The sequence below is a fragment of the Paenibacillus pedocola genome (assembly GCF_031599675.1).
Lineage (GTDB): Bacteria > Bacillota > Bacilli > Paenibacillales > Paenibacillaceae > Paenibacillus_AQ > Paenibacillus_AQ pedocola.
This window is the reverse complement of sequence record NZ_CP134223.1, coordinates 473,671-489,126: the sequence shown is the minus strand read 5'-3', so window position 1 is coordinate 489,126 and position 15,456 is coordinate 473,671. Positions and strand designations below refer to the sequence as shown.

General features: G+C 54.4%; 15 protein-coding genes. 7 read left to right on the top strand and 8 right to left on the bottom strand.

The features are described 5' to 3' along the window. Positions 1-114: 114 nt before the first annotated feature. Both QU597_RS02155 and QU597_RS02150 read left to right on the top strand, forming a co-directional pair. Positions 115-1,014, top strand: coding sequence for an SDR family oxidoreductase (locus QU597_RS02155; RefSeq protein WP_310831163.1), 900 nt, complete (start codon positions 115-117; stop codon positions 1,012-1,014). Positions 1,015-1,124: 110 nt separating this feature from the next. After that, entirely contained in the window at positions 1,125-1,580 is a 456-nt protein-coding gene (locus QU597_RS02150) for a hypothetical protein (RefSeq protein WP_310831162.1), read from the top strand. Positions 1,581-1,587: 7 nt separating this feature from the next. Here the strand turns inward: QU597_RS02150 and QU597_RS02145 are convergent, their stop codons facing one another. From QU597_RS02145 to QU597_RS02135, 3 genes are all read right to left on the bottom strand, one after another. Then, positions 1,588-3,255: an NAD(P)H-hydrate dehydratase gene (locus QU597_RS02145; RefSeq protein ID WP_310831161.1), complete on the bottom strand. Its 1,668-nt coding sequence runs from the start codon at positions 3,253-3,255 to the stop codon at positions 1,588-1,590. Positions 3,256-3,895: 640 nt separating this feature from the next. Next, a complete protein-coding gene (locus QU597_RS02140) occupies positions 3,896-4,528 on the bottom strand; it encodes an NAD(P)-dependent oxidoreductase (protein ID WP_310831160.1) in 633 nt (210 codons plus the stop codon). 94 nt (positions 4,529-4,622) lie between these two features. Next, entirely contained in the window at positions 4,623-5,030 is a 408-nt protein-coding gene (locus tag QU597_RS02135) for a GNAT family N-acetyltransferase (protein ID WP_310833208.1), read from the bottom strand. 258 nt (positions 5,031-5,288) lie between these two features. On the opposite strand from QU597_RS02135, the gene QU597_RS02130 reads away from it, so the two are divergent. Beyond that, positions 5,289-5,597: a hypothetical protein gene (locus QU597_RS02130; protein ID WP_310831159.1), complete on the top strand. Its 309-nt coding sequence runs from the start codon at positions 5,289-5,291 to the stop codon at positions 5,595-5,597. 161 nt (positions 5,598-5,758) lie between these two features. Here the strand turns inward: QU597_RS02130 and QU597_RS02125 are convergent, their stop codons facing one another. From QU597_RS02125 to QU597_RS02110, 4 genes are all read right to left on the bottom strand, one after another. Next, entirely contained in the window at positions 5,759-5,980 is a 222-nt protein-coding gene (locus QU597_RS02125) for a YezD family protein (protein ID WP_310831158.1), read from the bottom strand. Positions 5,981-6,082: 102 nt separating this feature from the next. Beyond that, a complete protein-coding gene (gene cysW, locus QU597_RS02120) occupies positions 6,083-6,946 on the bottom strand; it encodes a sulfate ABC transporter permease subunit CysW (RefSeq protein ID WP_310831157.1) in 864 nt (287 codons plus the stop codon). Positions 6,947-6,999: 53 nt separating this feature from the next. After that, positions 7,000-7,839, bottom strand: a complete 840-nt coding sequence (cysT, locus tag QU597_RS02115; RefSeq protein WP_310831156.1) for a sulfate ABC transporter permease subunit CysT — start codon at positions 7,837-7,839, stop codon at positions 7,000-7,002. An 80-nt stretch (positions 7,840-7,919) separates the two neighbouring features. After that, positions 7,920-9,044: a sulfate ABC transporter substrate-binding protein gene (locus tag QU597_RS02110; RefSeq protein ID WP_310831155.1), complete on the bottom strand. Its 1,125-nt coding sequence runs from the start codon at positions 9,042-9,044 to the stop codon at positions 7,920-7,922. 408 nt (positions 9,045-9,452) lie between these two features. On the opposite strand from QU597_RS02110, the gene QU597_RS02105 reads away from it, so the two are divergent. Then, positions 9,453-11,753 carry an alpha/beta hydrolase gene (locus QU597_RS02105; protein ID WP_310831154.1) on the top strand — a complete coding sequence of 767 codons (2,301 nt, stop codon included), beginning with the start codon at positions 9,453-9,455 and terminating at the stop codon, positions 11,751-11,753. Positions 11,754-11,823: 70 nt separating this feature from the next. On the opposite strand, the gene QU597_RS02100 is transcribed toward QU597_RS02105, so the two are convergent. Next, on the bottom strand, positions 11,824-12,882 hold the full coding sequence (locus QU597_RS02100) for a lactonase family protein (protein WP_310831153.1): 1,059 nt from the start codon (positions 12,880-12,882) through the stop codon (positions 11,824-11,826). A 278-nt stretch (positions 12,883-13,160) separates the two neighbouring features. On the opposite strand from QU597_RS02100, the gene QU597_RS02095 reads away from it, so the two are divergent. The 3 genes from QU597_RS02095 (at position 13,161) to QU597_RS02085 (ending at position 15,397) form a co-directional block, all read left to right on the top strand. Beyond that, entirely contained in the window at positions 13,161-13,421 is a 261-nt protein-coding gene (locus tag QU597_RS02095) for a GlsB/YeaQ/YmgE family stress response membrane protein (RefSeq protein ID WP_054943165.1), read from the top strand. Positions 13,422-13,603: 182 nt separating this feature from the next. Continuing rightward, positions 13,604-14,110, top strand: coding sequence for a CcdC family protein (locus tag QU597_RS02090; RefSeq protein WP_310831152.1), 507 nt, complete (start codon positions 13,604-13,606; stop codon positions 14,108-14,110). A gap of 324 nt (positions 14,111-14,434) precedes the next feature. Next, the gene (locus QU597_RS02085) at positions 14,435-15,397 is read left to right on the top strand and encodes an L-lactate dehydrogenase (RefSeq protein ID WP_310831151.1); all 963 of its coding nucleotides are present in this window, start codon (positions 14,435-14,437) and stop codon (positions 15,395-15,397) included. The last annotated feature ends 59 nt before the right edge of the window (positions 15,398-15,456 follow it).

The window sequence follows — 15,456 nt, the reverse complement described above, 5'->3', positions numbered from 1 at the left end:
AGCGAAATCCGCCGGCGGCTTCTGTCAGCTCACGCCAGCGGATGGCGCACGCTTCTCTGGGCGTATGCATAAAAATATACAAAACAGACAGTGCGCAAGGAGGAGTATCACGCAATGAATCCTACTTACCCCTATTACGGGGAACAGACAGTATGCCGCAAGCAGCCCGTTGCCTTCCCGCCCCAGCACCAGGACCGCCAGCCCGGCCTGGAGAGCCTGATGAATCCCCGGCCAATCAGTGAAGACCCGGACAGCCGCGGGAGCGGCAAGCTGCAGGGCAAGGTTGCTTTTATCAGCGGCGGAGACAGCGGGATCGGCAAGGCGGCGGCCATCGCTTTTGCCAAAGAAGGAGCGGATGTGGCCATTGCCTATCTGTATGAAGCCTCAGACGCCGAGGTCACAGCACAGCGTATTGAACAGCTTGGCCGCCGCTGCCTGCGGATTGAAACCGATTTACGGTATAGGGAAAACTGCTTCCAGGCGATAGAGCACACTGTACGGACCTTTGGCCGGCTGGATATTCTAGTCAACAATCTTGCTGTGCAGTATCCGCAGCAGAGCATTCTGGATATCACCGAAGAGCAGCTGTACCAGACCTTTCAGACCAATGTCTTTCCTTACTTTTTCCTGACTCAGGCTGCACTGCCGCATCTGAACAAGGGAGCCTCCATCATCAACACCGCCTCCATTACCGCTTACCAGGGCAATAAGAAACTGATCGACTATTCGTCCACCAAAGGTGCAGTCGTCACCTTCACACGCTCTCTTGCCCTGTCGCTTGCCGATACCGGAATCCGGGTCAACAGCGTTGCTCCAGGTCCGGTGTGGACCCCGCTCATCCCTTCCAGCTATTCTGCTGCCGAAGTCAGCGTATTCGGAACCGATACCCCGCTGGGGCGTGCCGCACAACCCTATGAGCTTGCCGGAGCCTATGTCTATCTGGCCGGACCGGATTCTTCCTATGTAACAGGCACCTGCATTCATGTTAACGGCGGGGACATGGTCACCAGCTGATCTGCGGGAAGAAGCGGTTTAGATCGCTTGAAATCTGCACATTACAAAACCGCCGGATACTCCGCTGAGTCCGGCAGCGCCGTTCACCTAACCTGAAAGGACGTTATCAGATGAACAAAATCAAAGAGTACGATCTGCCCTCTGTCCGGCTGTCTGCAGGTATGTATGCATTGTCCAAGTTATCCGCTGCCGGATTGACCTTCATGCTGGTGTCGCTTGTACTGCTTGGTTTACCGCATACAGACGGGGTGCCGGAGGGTTGGCCGGTTTCCGTGCCCTATGCCGTTTATGCCTACGGGCTGCCGGCCGCACTCATTGCAGACGCCCTCCTGCGCATGTTCCGTTCTTCATCCCTCGGCCCTTCGCTTGTCCTGTATGCTGCTACCGGATTCGGCGCCGGCTTATGGCTGGCCTCCGAGCAAGGCGGAGACGCACAGACCTGTGCCCTCTACGGTATCGGAGTGCTGCTGCTGTTTCGGCTAGCCCAGCTGTCCGGCGAACGTTATCCGCTGCTCCTGCCCGTATTCGCACTGTTCGTGCCGCTGCTCTGCCTCGTGCTAATGTAAGCCGCTGCTAAAGCGCTTCGATGATATCCCCGGCGATTAAACCCGCCGGATGGTTTCTCGCGCCTGCCGCCCGCTCCCCGGCCATTCCGTGCAGATACACACCGAAAGCCGCTGCCTGAACGGCACTCAGGCCCTGCGCCAGCAGGCCGGAAATAATCCCTGTCAGCACATCACCCGCTCCGCCTGTACCCATTCCCGGGTGACCTGTGACATTAACATAAGCTTCTCCGTCAGGTGTGGCAATGACGGTATGCGCTCCTTTCAGTACGAGCACTACACCGTGCTGCATGGCATAAGCCAGTGCCAGGCCGATCCGGTCACGCTGCACCTCCGCTGTAGTTAGTCCGGCAAGCCGTGCCATCTCCCCGGGATGCGGCGTAAGAATGACGGGCCGGCCGGGGCTGGACCAGGCCGAATAGTCACAGTCCGCCAGGATGTTAAGGGCATCGGCATCCAGTACCAGCGGTCCCTTGATGCCTTCCCACAGCATGCGGAGCCACTCCCCGTCCCCTTCGAACCGGCCAAGGCCGGGACCGGTGGCGGTCACATCGCGTACAGCGCCGAGCCTCAGCACCTCCGCAGCGGTCCCCGCATTCCAGGTGCCGTCCTCCCGGCCGCCGGCCGCGGCCAGCATAATCTCCGGTGCGGCACCGATTACATAAGGCAGCAGCTTGTCCGGCAGCGCCCAGGTCACCAGACCGCAGCCTGCACGCAGCGCGGCCCGGGCCGCAAGCAGACCCGCACCGCTCATCGCAAGGCTTCCCGCCGCCAGCAAGACATGCCCATAGGTGCCCTTGTGGCCCTCGGGCGAGCGGCGGCGCGACACGTCGACCTGAAGACGTGTCCGCAGCACTTCCGGGGTCAGCAGGCTGGCCTGCACCCCGGCCTCACGGGCCGAGGCAGCAGGGATGCCGATGGAGCGGACTACGACCCGCCCGGCGGCTCCCGCGCCGGGATACTGCACCAGGCCCCGCTTGAGAAACGCGAGACATACCGTCACTGCTGCATGAATGCACGGCTCATGCAGCTCGCCCGTGTCCGCGTTCAGCCCGCTCGGGATGTCCGCGGACACAATTCTTTTGCCGCTGCTGTTCGCGGCGGCAATCAGGGCCGCATAGGCCCCGCGCGGGGCACCCGCGCTGCCGGTGCCGAGCAGCGCATCGACGATGCCGCTGCAGGCGGCAAAGTCAATGACGTCCCGGCCGTAGACTACGGCCGGCAGACCCATGGCCGCTGCGGCGTCCCGCTGCACGGCCGCTTCGCCGGCCAGCGACTCCGGCGCGGCCGCGTACACCAGCGTGACGGCGATGCCCGCCTCACGCAGGTACCTGGCGGCGGCGAGGCCGTCGCCGCCGTTATTGCCCTTGCCGGCGAGGATCAGCCAATGCTCGCCGGCAGCATCCAGGGTCAGCGCCCGGTCGCCGCTGACCGCAAAGCCCGGCGGCAGGACCGCCGGGCCCACGCCACGCCCACGGCTCTCGCCGCCCCAGCCGCTTCCACCTACACTACCGCCAGCCCTGTCCCCATCCAAATCCCCTCCGCGCCGACACAACGCAATCACTTCCTCGGCAATTGCCCGTCCGGCATTCTCCATCAGAGCAATTGCCGGAATGCCAAGCTTCTCTATCGTCATGCGGTCCAGCTCCCGCATTTGCTCCGCAGTGACTAGATCCATTGTCCCCATCCCTTCCGCTGCACAATGTGCAGACCTGTTGATTTAGCTTAAAGATGAACTAAAACACACACAAGAATCAAACAATAGAAAAATAGTTCAAAGCGAGTATTTGCGTGCAGCGGTTCATCGCCCTGAAGGACTGTGTCCAGCTATAGTGGAAAAACTCCAACTAATTCACTCGTTTTCGACTTAAAACGGAAAAACTCAATCTAATTTCCCAAGTAAAGTGCTTTTGATCCAAAGGGGAGAAATTAGGGGGAGGAAATCCACTACGGTCCTCTCCCCATCCCCCCCAGAAGAAATTAGCAGGAGAAAATCCCATTACGTTCCCTCCCCGTCGCCCGGAAAAAATTAGTAGGAGGACTCTGTAGCCCACTACTTCACCTCAGCCCTCCCACTCCCACTTTTCACTAAATTGTTCTCGTTTCAGTGATTTGCAGAGAGCTCCCTTGAGCCAGCTGCACGGCACTTCGTCTTACTTTTATCCATTAATCAACATGCAACCCGACAATCAATCAATATTTAAATAAAGGGTAAGCCTTACAGCATATTATGCAATAAGCCTTACCCCTATCCGCCGGGACAGAATCCCTGCCTGTCCAAACCATTCCTTGTTATATCTTCCCCGGTCCGCCGCCGCTTAATAAGCTACAGTAAACCGTTCACGGCTGAAATTGCCTTCCTCCAGCTCATCCACCACTGCTACCGCAAAATCCTCCACACTGATGCTGCTCTTCCCGTCCTCATCCGTAATCAGCCGGTCCAGGCCAATCCGGAACATGCCGGTCCGGCGGCCGGAAATAATGGCAGCGGGCGGACTGATGTACGTATAATCCAGCTCTGAGCCCCTATAGATTTCATAGGCATGCGCATGGGCGGCAGCCAGCGGCCGGAAGTCCTCCGGGAACCCGGGCGTATCCATCAGCCATTCACCGGACTCCGTCTTAAGGCTGCCTGCCCCGCCTACAATAATCAGGCGTGCTACACCGGCCTGCTGCATCCCCTCCAGCAGCGATTCTGCCGCCCTGAGCAGATCATTCTCCTGCCCGGATCCGGGTCCGAAGGCGCTGATAATTTCCCCGTGGCCCGATACCGCTGCAGCTACCGATGCCGGATCCAGAATATTTGCGGACACAATCTGCAGACGCTCATGCTGCAGCTCTATGGATTCCGGATTGCGGACAGCAGCGGTCACCTCGTGTTTTCTTTTTAACGCTTCCTGTACGATCGCTTTCCCTATTCTTCCTGAAGCACCAAACACCACAACATCCATTCCTGCTTCCTCACCTTCCTGAACCTGTAATCAGGTAAAAATAACCCCACAATGTGGGGTCTGCCTCTTCCTGTGGCCTGTCATATTATGAACCTCAGCGCCGCAGAAACATCCCCTGCGAATACGGCATTACCGGAACAAAGCCATACTGCCCGTACAGCTTCGAGGCCTCCCCGTCAGCGATAAGACTGACATAGGATTGTGCGGGAATGGTGTCCAGGAAACTCCTGATTTCACGCACAATGACTTTGCCTAATCCTTGCCCCTGATAGGAAGGTTTGACGGCGATATCGGTAACTTGAAAAAAACAGCCCCCGTCCCCGATCACACGCCCCATTCCGATAAGAAGTTCCCCGTCATAGAGCGTTACCGCAAAACAAGAACGCGGAAGCCCGGCCTCTGCACCCTCGGCACTCATCGGACTTAGCCCTGCTTCCACCCGCAGGGACAGATACTGCTCTACTGCAGGAGGCACATAGCGGATCTCCAGGTTTCCTGCCATATCCACGCTCTTCTCCCCCGTTCTCTGCCCAAGCCTGCTTACAGGCGTCCACACTGTTACCAATATATACGACAGCAGCAGCTGCATCAAGCCGGGCCGGATTAACCCAGTACAGAAATTGAAACGTAAAGCTTATCTTGACGTAAACTATATGGAAATCCGCTACACTGTACCTGCATAATTCTCAGTCCATAAAAGACGGGTAACTAATAACAGACAAAGCCATCTTATTAATCTGAAAAGGACCGGTGAAGAATCATGTCATCATTAGGAAAATTGTTTAAATGGGGGACTTTTGCATACGAGGGTTTCCTGGCATTGCCGTTTATCGGAGGTGCCTTTGTGGTAGCCAATGGCTGGGTGCCGCTCGGCATCGCCTTCCTGCTCCACGCAGCTGCGGTAATCATATTGCTGAGGGAACGCGGGCCATTCATCGGCAACATCGTCGGGATTGTCACTTCGATAGTCGCCTTTATTCCATTCGTCGGCTGGATCATGCATGTCATAACTGCCGTTATCCTGCTATTTGAAGGTATCTTTGCTTCCCGGCAGAGACCGCGGTATTAACCTGCCTAGGCCTTACGACAGAAACAGAGCAGTGATTCTTCCAACATTGGAGGATCACTGCTCTGTTTGGTTTCTGTATCGTACCGATCCGGAACCGCTATAATGACAGGGGCAATTATTCCTGCTGCAGAAAAAGTAAGTCCAGTGGTAGGGTATAGCTTCTATCCCCGTCCCGCGGAACGGGTATCGGTGCGCCGGCTTCCGGTTTCTACACTATAACGCGGATTAGCAGAGCTATTCTCGAAACGTTTGCGTTCCGTACGCTCCATCTGAACGATTTGGCCTTCATGCACCACAATATGCAGTGAGCCAAATTCCATGTTGTCCAGAAGTTCTGCAATCCGTGTTAGCCATACCTCATCCACCTTCAGTGGCTTAGCCATTCTCCAGCCTCCCTTTCCCCGGACAGGGGTGATTTCCGGTTAAATTCCGTAATATCCAACTTGTATACTGAGCTTTAACTTAGCATGGAATCAAAAGAGCTGTCAATGAGCATTTTTGCGTAACAGCCAGCTTTTGATGATCATCGTCACCAGGGCCAGCAGCAACAGCAATGAAGCGACAGCGAAAGAAGCGGAGAATTGATATTCGCTATACAGAATTTCGACATGAAGCGGCAGCGTGTTCGTCTCTCCGCGGATATGGCCAGACACTACGGATACCGCACCGAACTCTCCCATTGCCCGCGCATTGCAGAGAATAATCCCGTAGAGCAGGCCCCATTTAATATTGGGCAGTGTCACACGGAAAAAGATCTGCCAGCCCCGCGCACCCAGCGTAATCGCCGCTTCCTCCTCTTGTGTCCCCTGATCCTCCATTAGCGGAATCAACTCACGGGCCACAAAAGGGAAGGTTACAAATAACGTCGCCAGCACAATGCCGGGAAGTGCAAAGACGATTTTGATATCATGATCGCTCAGCCACGAGCCGAACCAGCCGTGCGATCCGAACACGAGGATAAAGATCAGTCCCCCGATAACCGGCGATACAGCAAACGGCAGATCAATCAGTGTAATCAGGAAGCCCTTGCCGCGGAAGCGGAACTTAGTAACGGCCCAAGCCGCTGCCACCCCGAACACCGTATTGAGCGGAACAGTAATCGCCGCCACGAGCAGGGTCAGCCGTAATGCCGAGGCCGCATCCGGATCAGTCAGGGCAGCAATGTAGACATCCCAGCCCTGCTTCAGCGCCTCCGTCAGCACAACGATCAGCGGCAGGACAATCAGCCAGAGCAGCACCAGCCCGGCGGCAGCGATCAGTACCCATTTCACCACAGAGGATTCCCTAGTGGCGGGTGAAGATACACTGCTTTTTTGCTTTGGAGCATACATGGGTACAGTACCTGCCATGTTTATTCCCCCTAACATGTATAATAGCTAAATCCGTTAAGGAAGTGCATAGCCTACCGGGAGCCCTTGCGTGCCCAGCGCTGAAGCGTGTTGATCACCAGCAGCATCAGGAAGGAGATCAGCAGAAGCAACAGTGCCACCGACGTAGCGCCGGCATAGTCGAATTGTTCCAGCTTGGTCATGATCAGCAGCGGGGCAATTTCTGTCCTCATCGGCATGTTGCCGGAGATGAAGACTACGGACCCGTATTCACCGATTCCTCTGGCAAAAGCCAACGCGAACCCGGTAAGCAGCGCAGGAAGCAATTCTGGCAGGATGATCCGCAGGAACGTCCGCCACCGTCCGGCACCCAGCGTCGCTGAGGCCTCCTCCATATCCCGGTCCAGATCCTCCAGCACCGGTTGTACGGTACGGACCACGAATGGAATCCCGATAAACATCAGCGCCAGCGTAATGCCGAGCGGCGTGAATGCCACCTTCAGCCCGAGCGGCTCCACCAGGGAGCCGATCCACCCATTCTGGGAATAAAGTGCTGTAAGTGATACCCCCGCTACCGCGGTCGGCAGCGCGAACGGAAGATCGATCAGGGCGTCGAAAATCCGTTTGCCCGGAAACTCATAGCGAACCAGCACCCATGCCATCAGCAGACCCAAAAAAGCATCCGTTAAAGCCGCTGCTGCCGCAGTACTAAGGCTGACACGGTACGAGGCCAGAACGCGCGGGTCTGTGGCCACGTCCCAGAATTTAGCCCAGGTCAGTCCAGTGGAATTTATGAGCAGGGCAGACAGCGGCAGCAGAACAACGAGACTCAGATACAGCACGCTGTAACCCATGGTAAGCCCGAAACCCGGAAGCACCTTGCGCTGCGCTGCAGCCGTGGTAGAGACATTCATTTACGCATTCATCCTTTCCTGCCTTCGGCTCCTATGCCGATCAGCACCCCTGACGGAATCCTTCCCCGCAGGCTCTTTCCTTAGCTGCCCGGCACATAAATCTTGTCAAAGATTCCGCCGTCATTGAAATGCTTCTCCTGTGTTTCTTTCCAGGTTCCGAATTTATCAGCCAGTGTGAACAGCTTGATCTCAGGGAATTGATCCTTAAACTTCTCTTTCACACTTTCCAGCGTAGGGCGGTAATAGTTCTCTGCAGCGATGGTCTGCCCCTCTTCGGAGTAGAGATACTTCAGATAGGCTTCGGACACTTCACGTGTATCTCTTTTGTCGACAATCTTGTCAACTACCGCAACCGGCGGCTCTGCCAGAATGCTTTCCGAAGGATTTACGATTTCGAATTTGTCCGGACCCAGCTCCTTAATCGACAGGTAAGCCTCATTCTCCCAGGCAATCAGCACATCGCCGATTCCCCGCTCAACGAAGGTGGTAGTGGAGCCGCGTGCTCCGGTATCCAGTACAGGTACATGCTTGAACAATTCCTGTACAAATTCCTGTGCCTTAGCTTCATCGTTGTTGTTATGGTCGAGCGCATAACCCCAGGCCGCCAGATAGTTCCAGCGGGCACCGCCAGAGGTTTTCGGATTCGGTGTAATAACCTCTACGCCTTCCTTGAGCAGATCCGGCCAGTCCTTAATTCCCTTCGGATTGCCTTTTCTAACGAGGAATACGATCGTCGAAGTGTATGGTGAGCTGTTGTGCTCATATTTGTTTTGCCAGCCTTCATTGATCAGGCCCGTTTCCTGCAGTGCATCAATGTCATAGCCAAGTGCCAGCGTAACGACATCGGCCTCCAGACCGTCAATGACAGCGCGGCTTTGCTTGCCTGAACCGCCATGAGACTGCTTAATCGTTACTTTCTGACCGGTTTCCTGCTCCCAATAAGCAGCAAAAGCCTTGTTATAGTTCTCATAAAGCTCGCGTGTTGGATCATAGGATACATTCAGCAGCTCTACCGGATCTTTTGCCGGCGCCTTGGTCGCTTCAGCTGTAGCAGCCGCATTGGTTGCGGCAGTGGTGGCTTCCGGAGCATCTGTCGCAGCATTCGCACTGTTATTCGCATTGTTATTGTTTCCGCAAGCAGTAAGCCCTGCCGTCAGTAATAAGGTGAACCCGGCGATAAGCCCCTTCTTGATCCCTTTCTTCATTCAAACCACTCCCCCATGTTTTCTCATAATAATGAATGATTTCCGTACTTCCTATGAAATTCCAGTAGCAGAAAAAGACGCAGAAGGCCCACGTATGGCAGGTCAAACCGGTCCAAAGACACGTGTCTGCTTGCGTCAAGCGGGCGCTCCTCCGTCTGTACGGTAAGAACAATTTATTCAATTATTCCTACCCATTTAGTAGGTTATACACATAATACTGAAATCTCCGCACCCTGTCAAATCTTTTTTTCAAAATGGGAGCAAGATATTTTTGGGGTACCGTCAGGGAAGCAGGTGGCTGCTGTTCCTGTAAGACCCACTTGTTATTGAAGCCGTAAAGTAATATTATTGCTACATCTTATAGGCCAAAAAAAACAGAAATCACCGCAACTGCCGGGGGAGAGAATCATGGGAATGGATTTGGAGTATGTTCCGCAGCCGCAGCGAGCGCGGCTGCCTAAACGCATACTTGGGGAAATGGCAAGACGCATCAAAGACACCTATGTATATGACACAAGACTATGGAGGACGGCTCTGGCCGGTCCTTGGACGATAGGGACCCTTGCCTTTATCCTTGCTGTTCTGGGCATTCCTACAGGACTCGGAACCGCAGCGGATATCATACTGGCTGCCGGTGCGGGAACTCTCGTGCTGGCGCTGGCCGGCAATATTCTGGCCTTGCTGCTGTCCTTAACCGGCCTCCGCTTTCCGCGGCTGTTTGCCGGCACCTTCCTGAGTTCCACGGGAGCTGTACTGTTAATCCTATATTTTGCGGATATTGAGATTGAAGCAGCTGCCGTAATAGCCGGCATCGCCGCCCTGCTCGGCGGAGCAGCCGGTCTGTCCATCGGTCTGCTGCGCAGCAGACGGACCCTAACCGGAACGCTGCTGGCTATAGCCGTCCTGCTGGCTCCGCTGCCGCTATACGGCACTGGACACAGCGAGTCCGCCCGGGATACATCGGCTGTATCAAACGGAAATGCCGTTCCCATTGAAGCAGCCGATCCCGGAAGTCCGGGGGATTATACGTATCAGTATTTCACTTATGGCAGCGGTGAAGACTTGCACCGTAAGGAGTATGGCACAGACGTCACCCTGACCTCAGCTTCTGCCGATGCATCAGCCTTTATCAAGAACTGGCCTAGGCTCCGTACGATCTTTTGGGGATTCGACTACAATGCGCTTCCTGTCAATGCAAAGGTATGGATGCCAGACGGGGAAGGCCCCTTTCCGCTGGTACTGATGGTGCACGGCAATCACATGATGGAGGACTATTCAGAAGGCGGTTACGCCTACTTAGGGGAGCAGCTGGCCAGCCGGGGCTTCATTGCCGTCTCCCTGGACGAGAACTTTCTGAATTACTCGGCCTGGTCCGGCATTCCGGACAATGATTTCAAAGTGCGGACCTGGTTGATCCTGAAGCATCTGCAGCAAATCGGAAACTTCGCGCAGCAGCCCGGAAATCTCTTCTACCAGAAGGTCGATTACAGTCATACAGCCCTGCTGGGCCACAGCCGCGGCGGGCAGGCAGTTGCCATGGCTGCCGATGCCGCCCGCTGGTTCAAGGACGATCCTGTACTGGCAGCAACCAGGCAGTTCAACATTGTTTCGGTCATCGCCCTGGCTCCTACAGATAAAGCAATTGATAATCAGCAGGCACGGCTGAAAGATGTCAATTATCTGACACTGCAGGGTGCACGCGACGGCGATGTTCACGATTTCTACGGAGACCGGCAGTATATACGTTCAAGCTTCTCCAGCGGCTCCGCAGCCTTCAAAAGCTCACTCTACATCGCCGATGCTAACCACAGCCAGTTCAACACAAGCTGGGGATTGTATGACCAGGCGCTGCCGGCCGGCTTATTCCTAAGCCGCGCGCAGATCATGGACGGTAACAAGCAGCGGCAAATTGCCAAAGTGTACGTCTCGGCATTTCTGGAGACCACTTTGCACGGGCAAAGCGAATATCAGGATTTGTTCCGCGATTACCGCAGCGGTGCGCAGTGGCTGCCGGATACGGCTTACTATAGCCGGTTCCAGAGCGGTAACTATATCCCGGTGGCTACCTTTGATGAGGACCGCAACAAGAATACGGTGACAGGCGGCACAGCCGCGGCTATAGGTCTGGACTGGACGGAAGAAACCGCCAAGGACCGGGAATCCAAGAGCAAAGCGACCTACGGCATCCTTCTGGAATACAAGTCCGGAGAAGACAACAAAGAAGCCGCCTACGGCATCAAGCTTAAAGACAGCCTCACCAGGGAGGTCGCCGGGTCGGGTGCGTCCGGCCTGACTTTCTCCATGGCGAACCGTAATGCCGATGCTCTGGAAGACGACAGCGCTCAAGGCTTAGCGGCGGAAATCCCGCCGGTTCCTGCTATAGAAGTTGAATTGACTGACAGCAATCATATAAGTGCGCGCCTGCCGCTGGACAAAGTGATGGACATTCTGCCGCTGCCGCAGACAGAGTTTACGCTAAGCCCTTGGCTTGAGGAACGGGTCAGTAACGGTAAATACGGGGACCTTTCGGAGGCAATCTTCCAGACCTATGAGCTGCCCTTCGAAAGCTTCCTTGAGGAAGAACCCCGCCTGAGCCCGGATGAGCTGGCCGGAATAACCTTCTATCTGCAGGAAGCAGGCGATAAAATTATGCTCGATGATATCGGATTCTATACTGGAGAAGAGAATATAGATGGCGGAGTGAAATAGCTGTCTGTGCAAATTTATAAATTAAGGGTCTCCCTAACAGCCGCAAAGGCTGCTAAGGGAGACCCTTATTCTATATTAGCTGCAAGGGGGTCAGGCAGACCGGTGCTGTGATTTCCAGTTCGTTGCCGGTAGGAATCAGCCGTCCGCTCTCTCTGTCGATTCTGAACGATACGATATTGTTGCTGTTCTGGTTGGCCGCAAGCAGCATGCCGCCGATAATTGTAAAATTACGCGGGGTCCGCCCGCCGGATATCACCCAATCGCCAGACTCCAGCAGCCCTGTCTCAGCGTCTATATAGAATAAACCCACACTGTCATGGCCGCGGTTAGAAGCATACAGGAACCGTCCGCATGGGGAGACATGGATATCCGCAGCAGTATCATCGCTGCCGGCAGTATAATTTTCCGGCAATGAACTGAGGCTTTGCAATAGTTTGAGGTCACCGTTCTGTTCATCATTGGCAAAGACAGTAATGGTGCTGTCCAGCTCATTTATCAGATAGATCCACTGCTTCGACGGATGCACGGCCAAGTGGCGCGGTCCCGCGCCCGGCGGCAGATTCACCTCACGGTGCGTAATCAGCTTGCCGTCCTCGACACGGTAAAGCAGCACCTGATCGATGCCCAGATCGCAGACCAGCACACGCCCGCCGGTACTGTCAGGAATAACCGAATGGGGATGCGGCGCTTCCTGCCGGTCCTGACGGATTCCTGAACCCTCATGCCTTACCTGGGCAGACATCTCTCCAAGTGAACCATCGGTATTCACCGGAAAGGCATTCACATTACCCCCCATATAATTGGCTACAAATATGTAATCGCCTTGCGGACGGATGGAGACATAACAGGGTGCTCCGCCTTCCGTACGTCTGCCGCCCAGCGGATGCAGCGCCCCGGTACCGTCTTCCACGGCAAAGGCATGAACCTCACCCTCATCCTGCTCGCTTACCGCATAGAGTACGGTGCCCGAACGGTTTAAGGCCAGATAGGACGGATTCTCGATGCCCTTTGTACCGTTCAGCACCCGCATTTCCCCTGTTTCCTTGTCCAGGGCCCCCAGCAGGATAGCCTCCTCTTCTTTAGTGTTGTAGGTTCCAATGTAAAACAATACTTCATTAGGCTGGTGCATGGCAGTATCCCCTTTTATAGTAAGTAGCGCATAGGCTTATTTCCCTTTACTTATGTATACCCTATGCAGTGGAGTGTTCACTCACATCCGCGCTTCTTTTTCACTATAACATGTTTATATACCCGGCACATGAACCGTGTTAAACAGCCATTTATAGGGCATACTGATATACAAAATATGCATCACCACAAAATTTCTCACATGGTTTAAACGTACGAGTCGAGGGTTAATAGTAACCATCGAAGAAACACAAACACATACAAAGGAGCTGAAGCATCATGAGTTTATTATGGATGTTGATTGTCGGTGGCGTGATTGGTTGGTTGGCAGGCCTGATTATGGGCAGAGATATTCCGGGAGGTATTATCGGTAACATCATTGCCGGTATTCTTGGTTCATGGCTCGGCGGCATGCTGCTGGGAAGCTGGGGACCTAAGATCAGTGATTTCTATGTCTTCCCTTCACTTATCGGTGCGATCGTCCTGATCTTTATCGTCAGCCTGATCCTTCGTTCGGTCGGCGGACGCAGCCGCTCTTAATCTGCATAGTTATGAGCGACCTTGAACCTGTTAAAACTTATACTTGCATAATGAACCCGTCAGGATCCCCTGGCGGGTTTATTATGTTCATTGATTGCTGTACGCCCCCCATTCTGTATATATAGAAATATCTGCTATAATGAAAAAATAAGTGACACAAATCACAGAGAGGAACGTGTATCATGGGCAATATTAACCCCTCGCTTCTGCATGTGGGCTCCACTCTGGGAGCCGTGTTTATGGCGCTGATGGTTATTTTTATCCGTCTGAAGGCAAGCTCACGCCCGGTGACCATCCGCAAAATATGGATTCCGCCGCTCGGCATGTCAACAGGCTTTGCCATGTTCGTAGTACCTGAGGTGCGCTTCCCCTGGTGGTGGGCGGTGCTGGCTTTCCTGATCGGCTGGTTTATTTTTGCCTATCCGCTGATGCGCAGTACCAAATTCGAAGCACGGGAGGGCCAGATTTACGCCCAGCGTTCCAAGAGCTTCGCCTTCATTCTGCTCGGTCTGCTGCTGATCCGCACCGTACTGCATGAGTTCATCAACCAATATGTATCGATTCCGCAATCCGGCGGCCTGTTCTTCATCTTGGCCTTCGGTATGATTCTTCACTGGCGGGTGTTCATGTATAAGCGCTACACTCTTATGGCTCCCCCTGAGACCCGTATTCCGCAGACACGGGGCTAAGCCTCAAGCCGCACTGCATTATTCACAAAAGAGAGCATTCCATCGACCCGGCGGGCGCATGAATGCTCTTTTCGTCCTTGCCCGCAATTTCTTGTCACACAACTAATATAATTTAGCATATGTTTGTCAACTTATATCCCGTAATCACATTTTCTGCATACAATATCTATATAGACCGCCCGGAAAATGATGACTTCCTGTGTTAATTGTGTCAAAAACCGGAAGATCGGCACCGTATTTTTCATTCTGATGTCAGGTAACTTACGGTAAGATCAGGTAAAATGTAGGCATGGGTATTACTTTTAGAGAGTGAGGGCAAGGCATTTGAAAACAAAATCGAGAAAAGTGGCGATCGTCGGCTCCGGCAATGTAGGTTCCAGCTGTGCCTATTCCATGGTCAACCAGGCGATATGCGATGAGATCATGATGGTCGACCGCACCTATGACCGCGCCATGGCACAAGCGCTTGACCTCTCGCATTGCATGGATTTCACAGGTACAAGGACCAAAGTATATGCCGGCACCGCCAGTGACTGCGGCAATATGGATGTTGTCATTCTGACCGCCGGAGCCAATCCCAAGCCTGGCCAGACCAGGCTGGATGTTCTGGACGACGCTGCTGTCATAACCAGAGAAATTATTACGGAAATCATGGCCAGCGGATTCGACGGCATCTTCGTGGTGGCTGCCAATCCGGTCGATATTGTTACTTATATGGTATGGAAAATTTCCGGCCTGCCGCGCCACCGGATTATCGGAACCGGCACTTCCATTGACTCTTCACGCCTGAAGACACTGCTCTCCGAAGTGTTCTCGATCGATCCGCGCAGCGTTAACGGCTACGCGCTCGGCGAGCATGGCGAGTCCCAATTCGTTGCCTGGTCTCATGTCACGATCGGCGGCAAACCGCTGCTGCAGATTATGGAGCAGCACCGTGAACGGTTCCGCAGTCTCGATCTGGATGATATTGCCCGCAAGACTAAAGACGCAGGCTGGGAAATCTTCACCCGCAAAGGGTCGACCCATTTCGGCATTGGCAGTGCGCTGGCCTATATTACCCGCTCGATTCTGAATGACGAGCACAAAATCATTGCGGTCTCGGCGATTCTTGACGGCGAGTACGGGCAACGGGATGTATGCGCCGGTGCACCGGCAATTATCGGCGGAGGCGGTATCCAGGAGCTGCTGGAGCTGAATCTCAATGATCAGGAGTTCGCGAAGTTCGATGCCTCCTGCGGCATCATACGTTCCGGTATCGAAAGCCTGAACCTGGAACAAAAAATATAGGCTGATTGCTACACAGCAAGCCCCCCTAATTCTATAGGGGGGCTTGCTGCTGTAGCACT

Coding starts and splice junctions, on each gene's coding strand:
- cysT (WP_310831156.1), bottom strand. CDS start 7,839: ATGAATGTCTCTACCACGGCTGCAGCGCAGCGCAAGGTGCTTCCGGGT.
- cysW (WP_310831157.1), bottom strand. CDS start 6,946: ATGGCAGGTACTGTACCCATGTATGCTCCAAAGCAAAAAAGCAGTGTA.
- QU597_RS02155 (WP_310831163.1), top strand. CDS start 115: ATGAATCCTACTTACCCCTATTACGGGGAACAGACAGTATGCCGCAAG.
- QU597_RS02105 (WP_310831154.1), top strand. CDS start 9,453: ATGGGAATGGATTTGGAGTATGTTCCGCAGCCGCAGCGAGCGCGGCTG.
- QU597_RS02135 (WP_310833208.1), bottom strand. CDS start 5,030: ATGGCAGGAAACCTGGAGATCCGCTATGTGCCTCCTGCAGTAGAGCAG.
- QU597_RS02090 (WP_310831152.1), top strand. CDS start 13,604: ATGGGCAATATTAACCCCTCGCTTCTGCATGTGGGCTCCACTCTGGGA.
- QU597_RS02130 (WP_310831159.1), top strand. CDS start 5,289: ATGTCATCATTAGGAAAATTGTTTAAATGGGGGACTTTTGCATACGAG.
- QU597_RS02150 (WP_310831162.1), top strand. CDS start 1,125: ATGAACAAAATCAAAGAGTACGATCTGCCCTCTGTCCGGCTGTCTGCA.
- QU597_RS02100 (WP_310831153.1), bottom strand. CDS start 12,882: ATGCACCAGCCTAATGAAGTATTGTTTTACATTGGAACCTACAACACT.
- QU597_RS02125 (WP_310831158.1), bottom strand. CDS start 5,980: ATGGCTAAGCCACTGAAGGTGGATGAGGTATGGCTAACACGGATTGCA.
- QU597_RS02110 (WP_310831155.1), bottom strand. CDS start 9,044: ATGAAGAAAGGGATCAAGAAGGGGCTTATCGCCGGGTTCACCTTATTA.
- QU597_RS02140 (WP_310831160.1), bottom strand. CDS start 4,528: ATGGATGTTGTGGTGTTTGGTGCTTCAGGAAGAATAGGGAAAGCGATC.
- QU597_RS02095 (WP_054943165.1), top strand. CDS start 13,161: ATGAGTTTATTATGGATGTTGATTGTCGGTGGCGTGATTGGTTGGTTG.
- QU597_RS02145 (WP_310831161.1), bottom strand. CDS start 3,255: ATGGATCTAGTCACTGCGGAGCAAATGCGGGAGCTGGACCGCATGACG.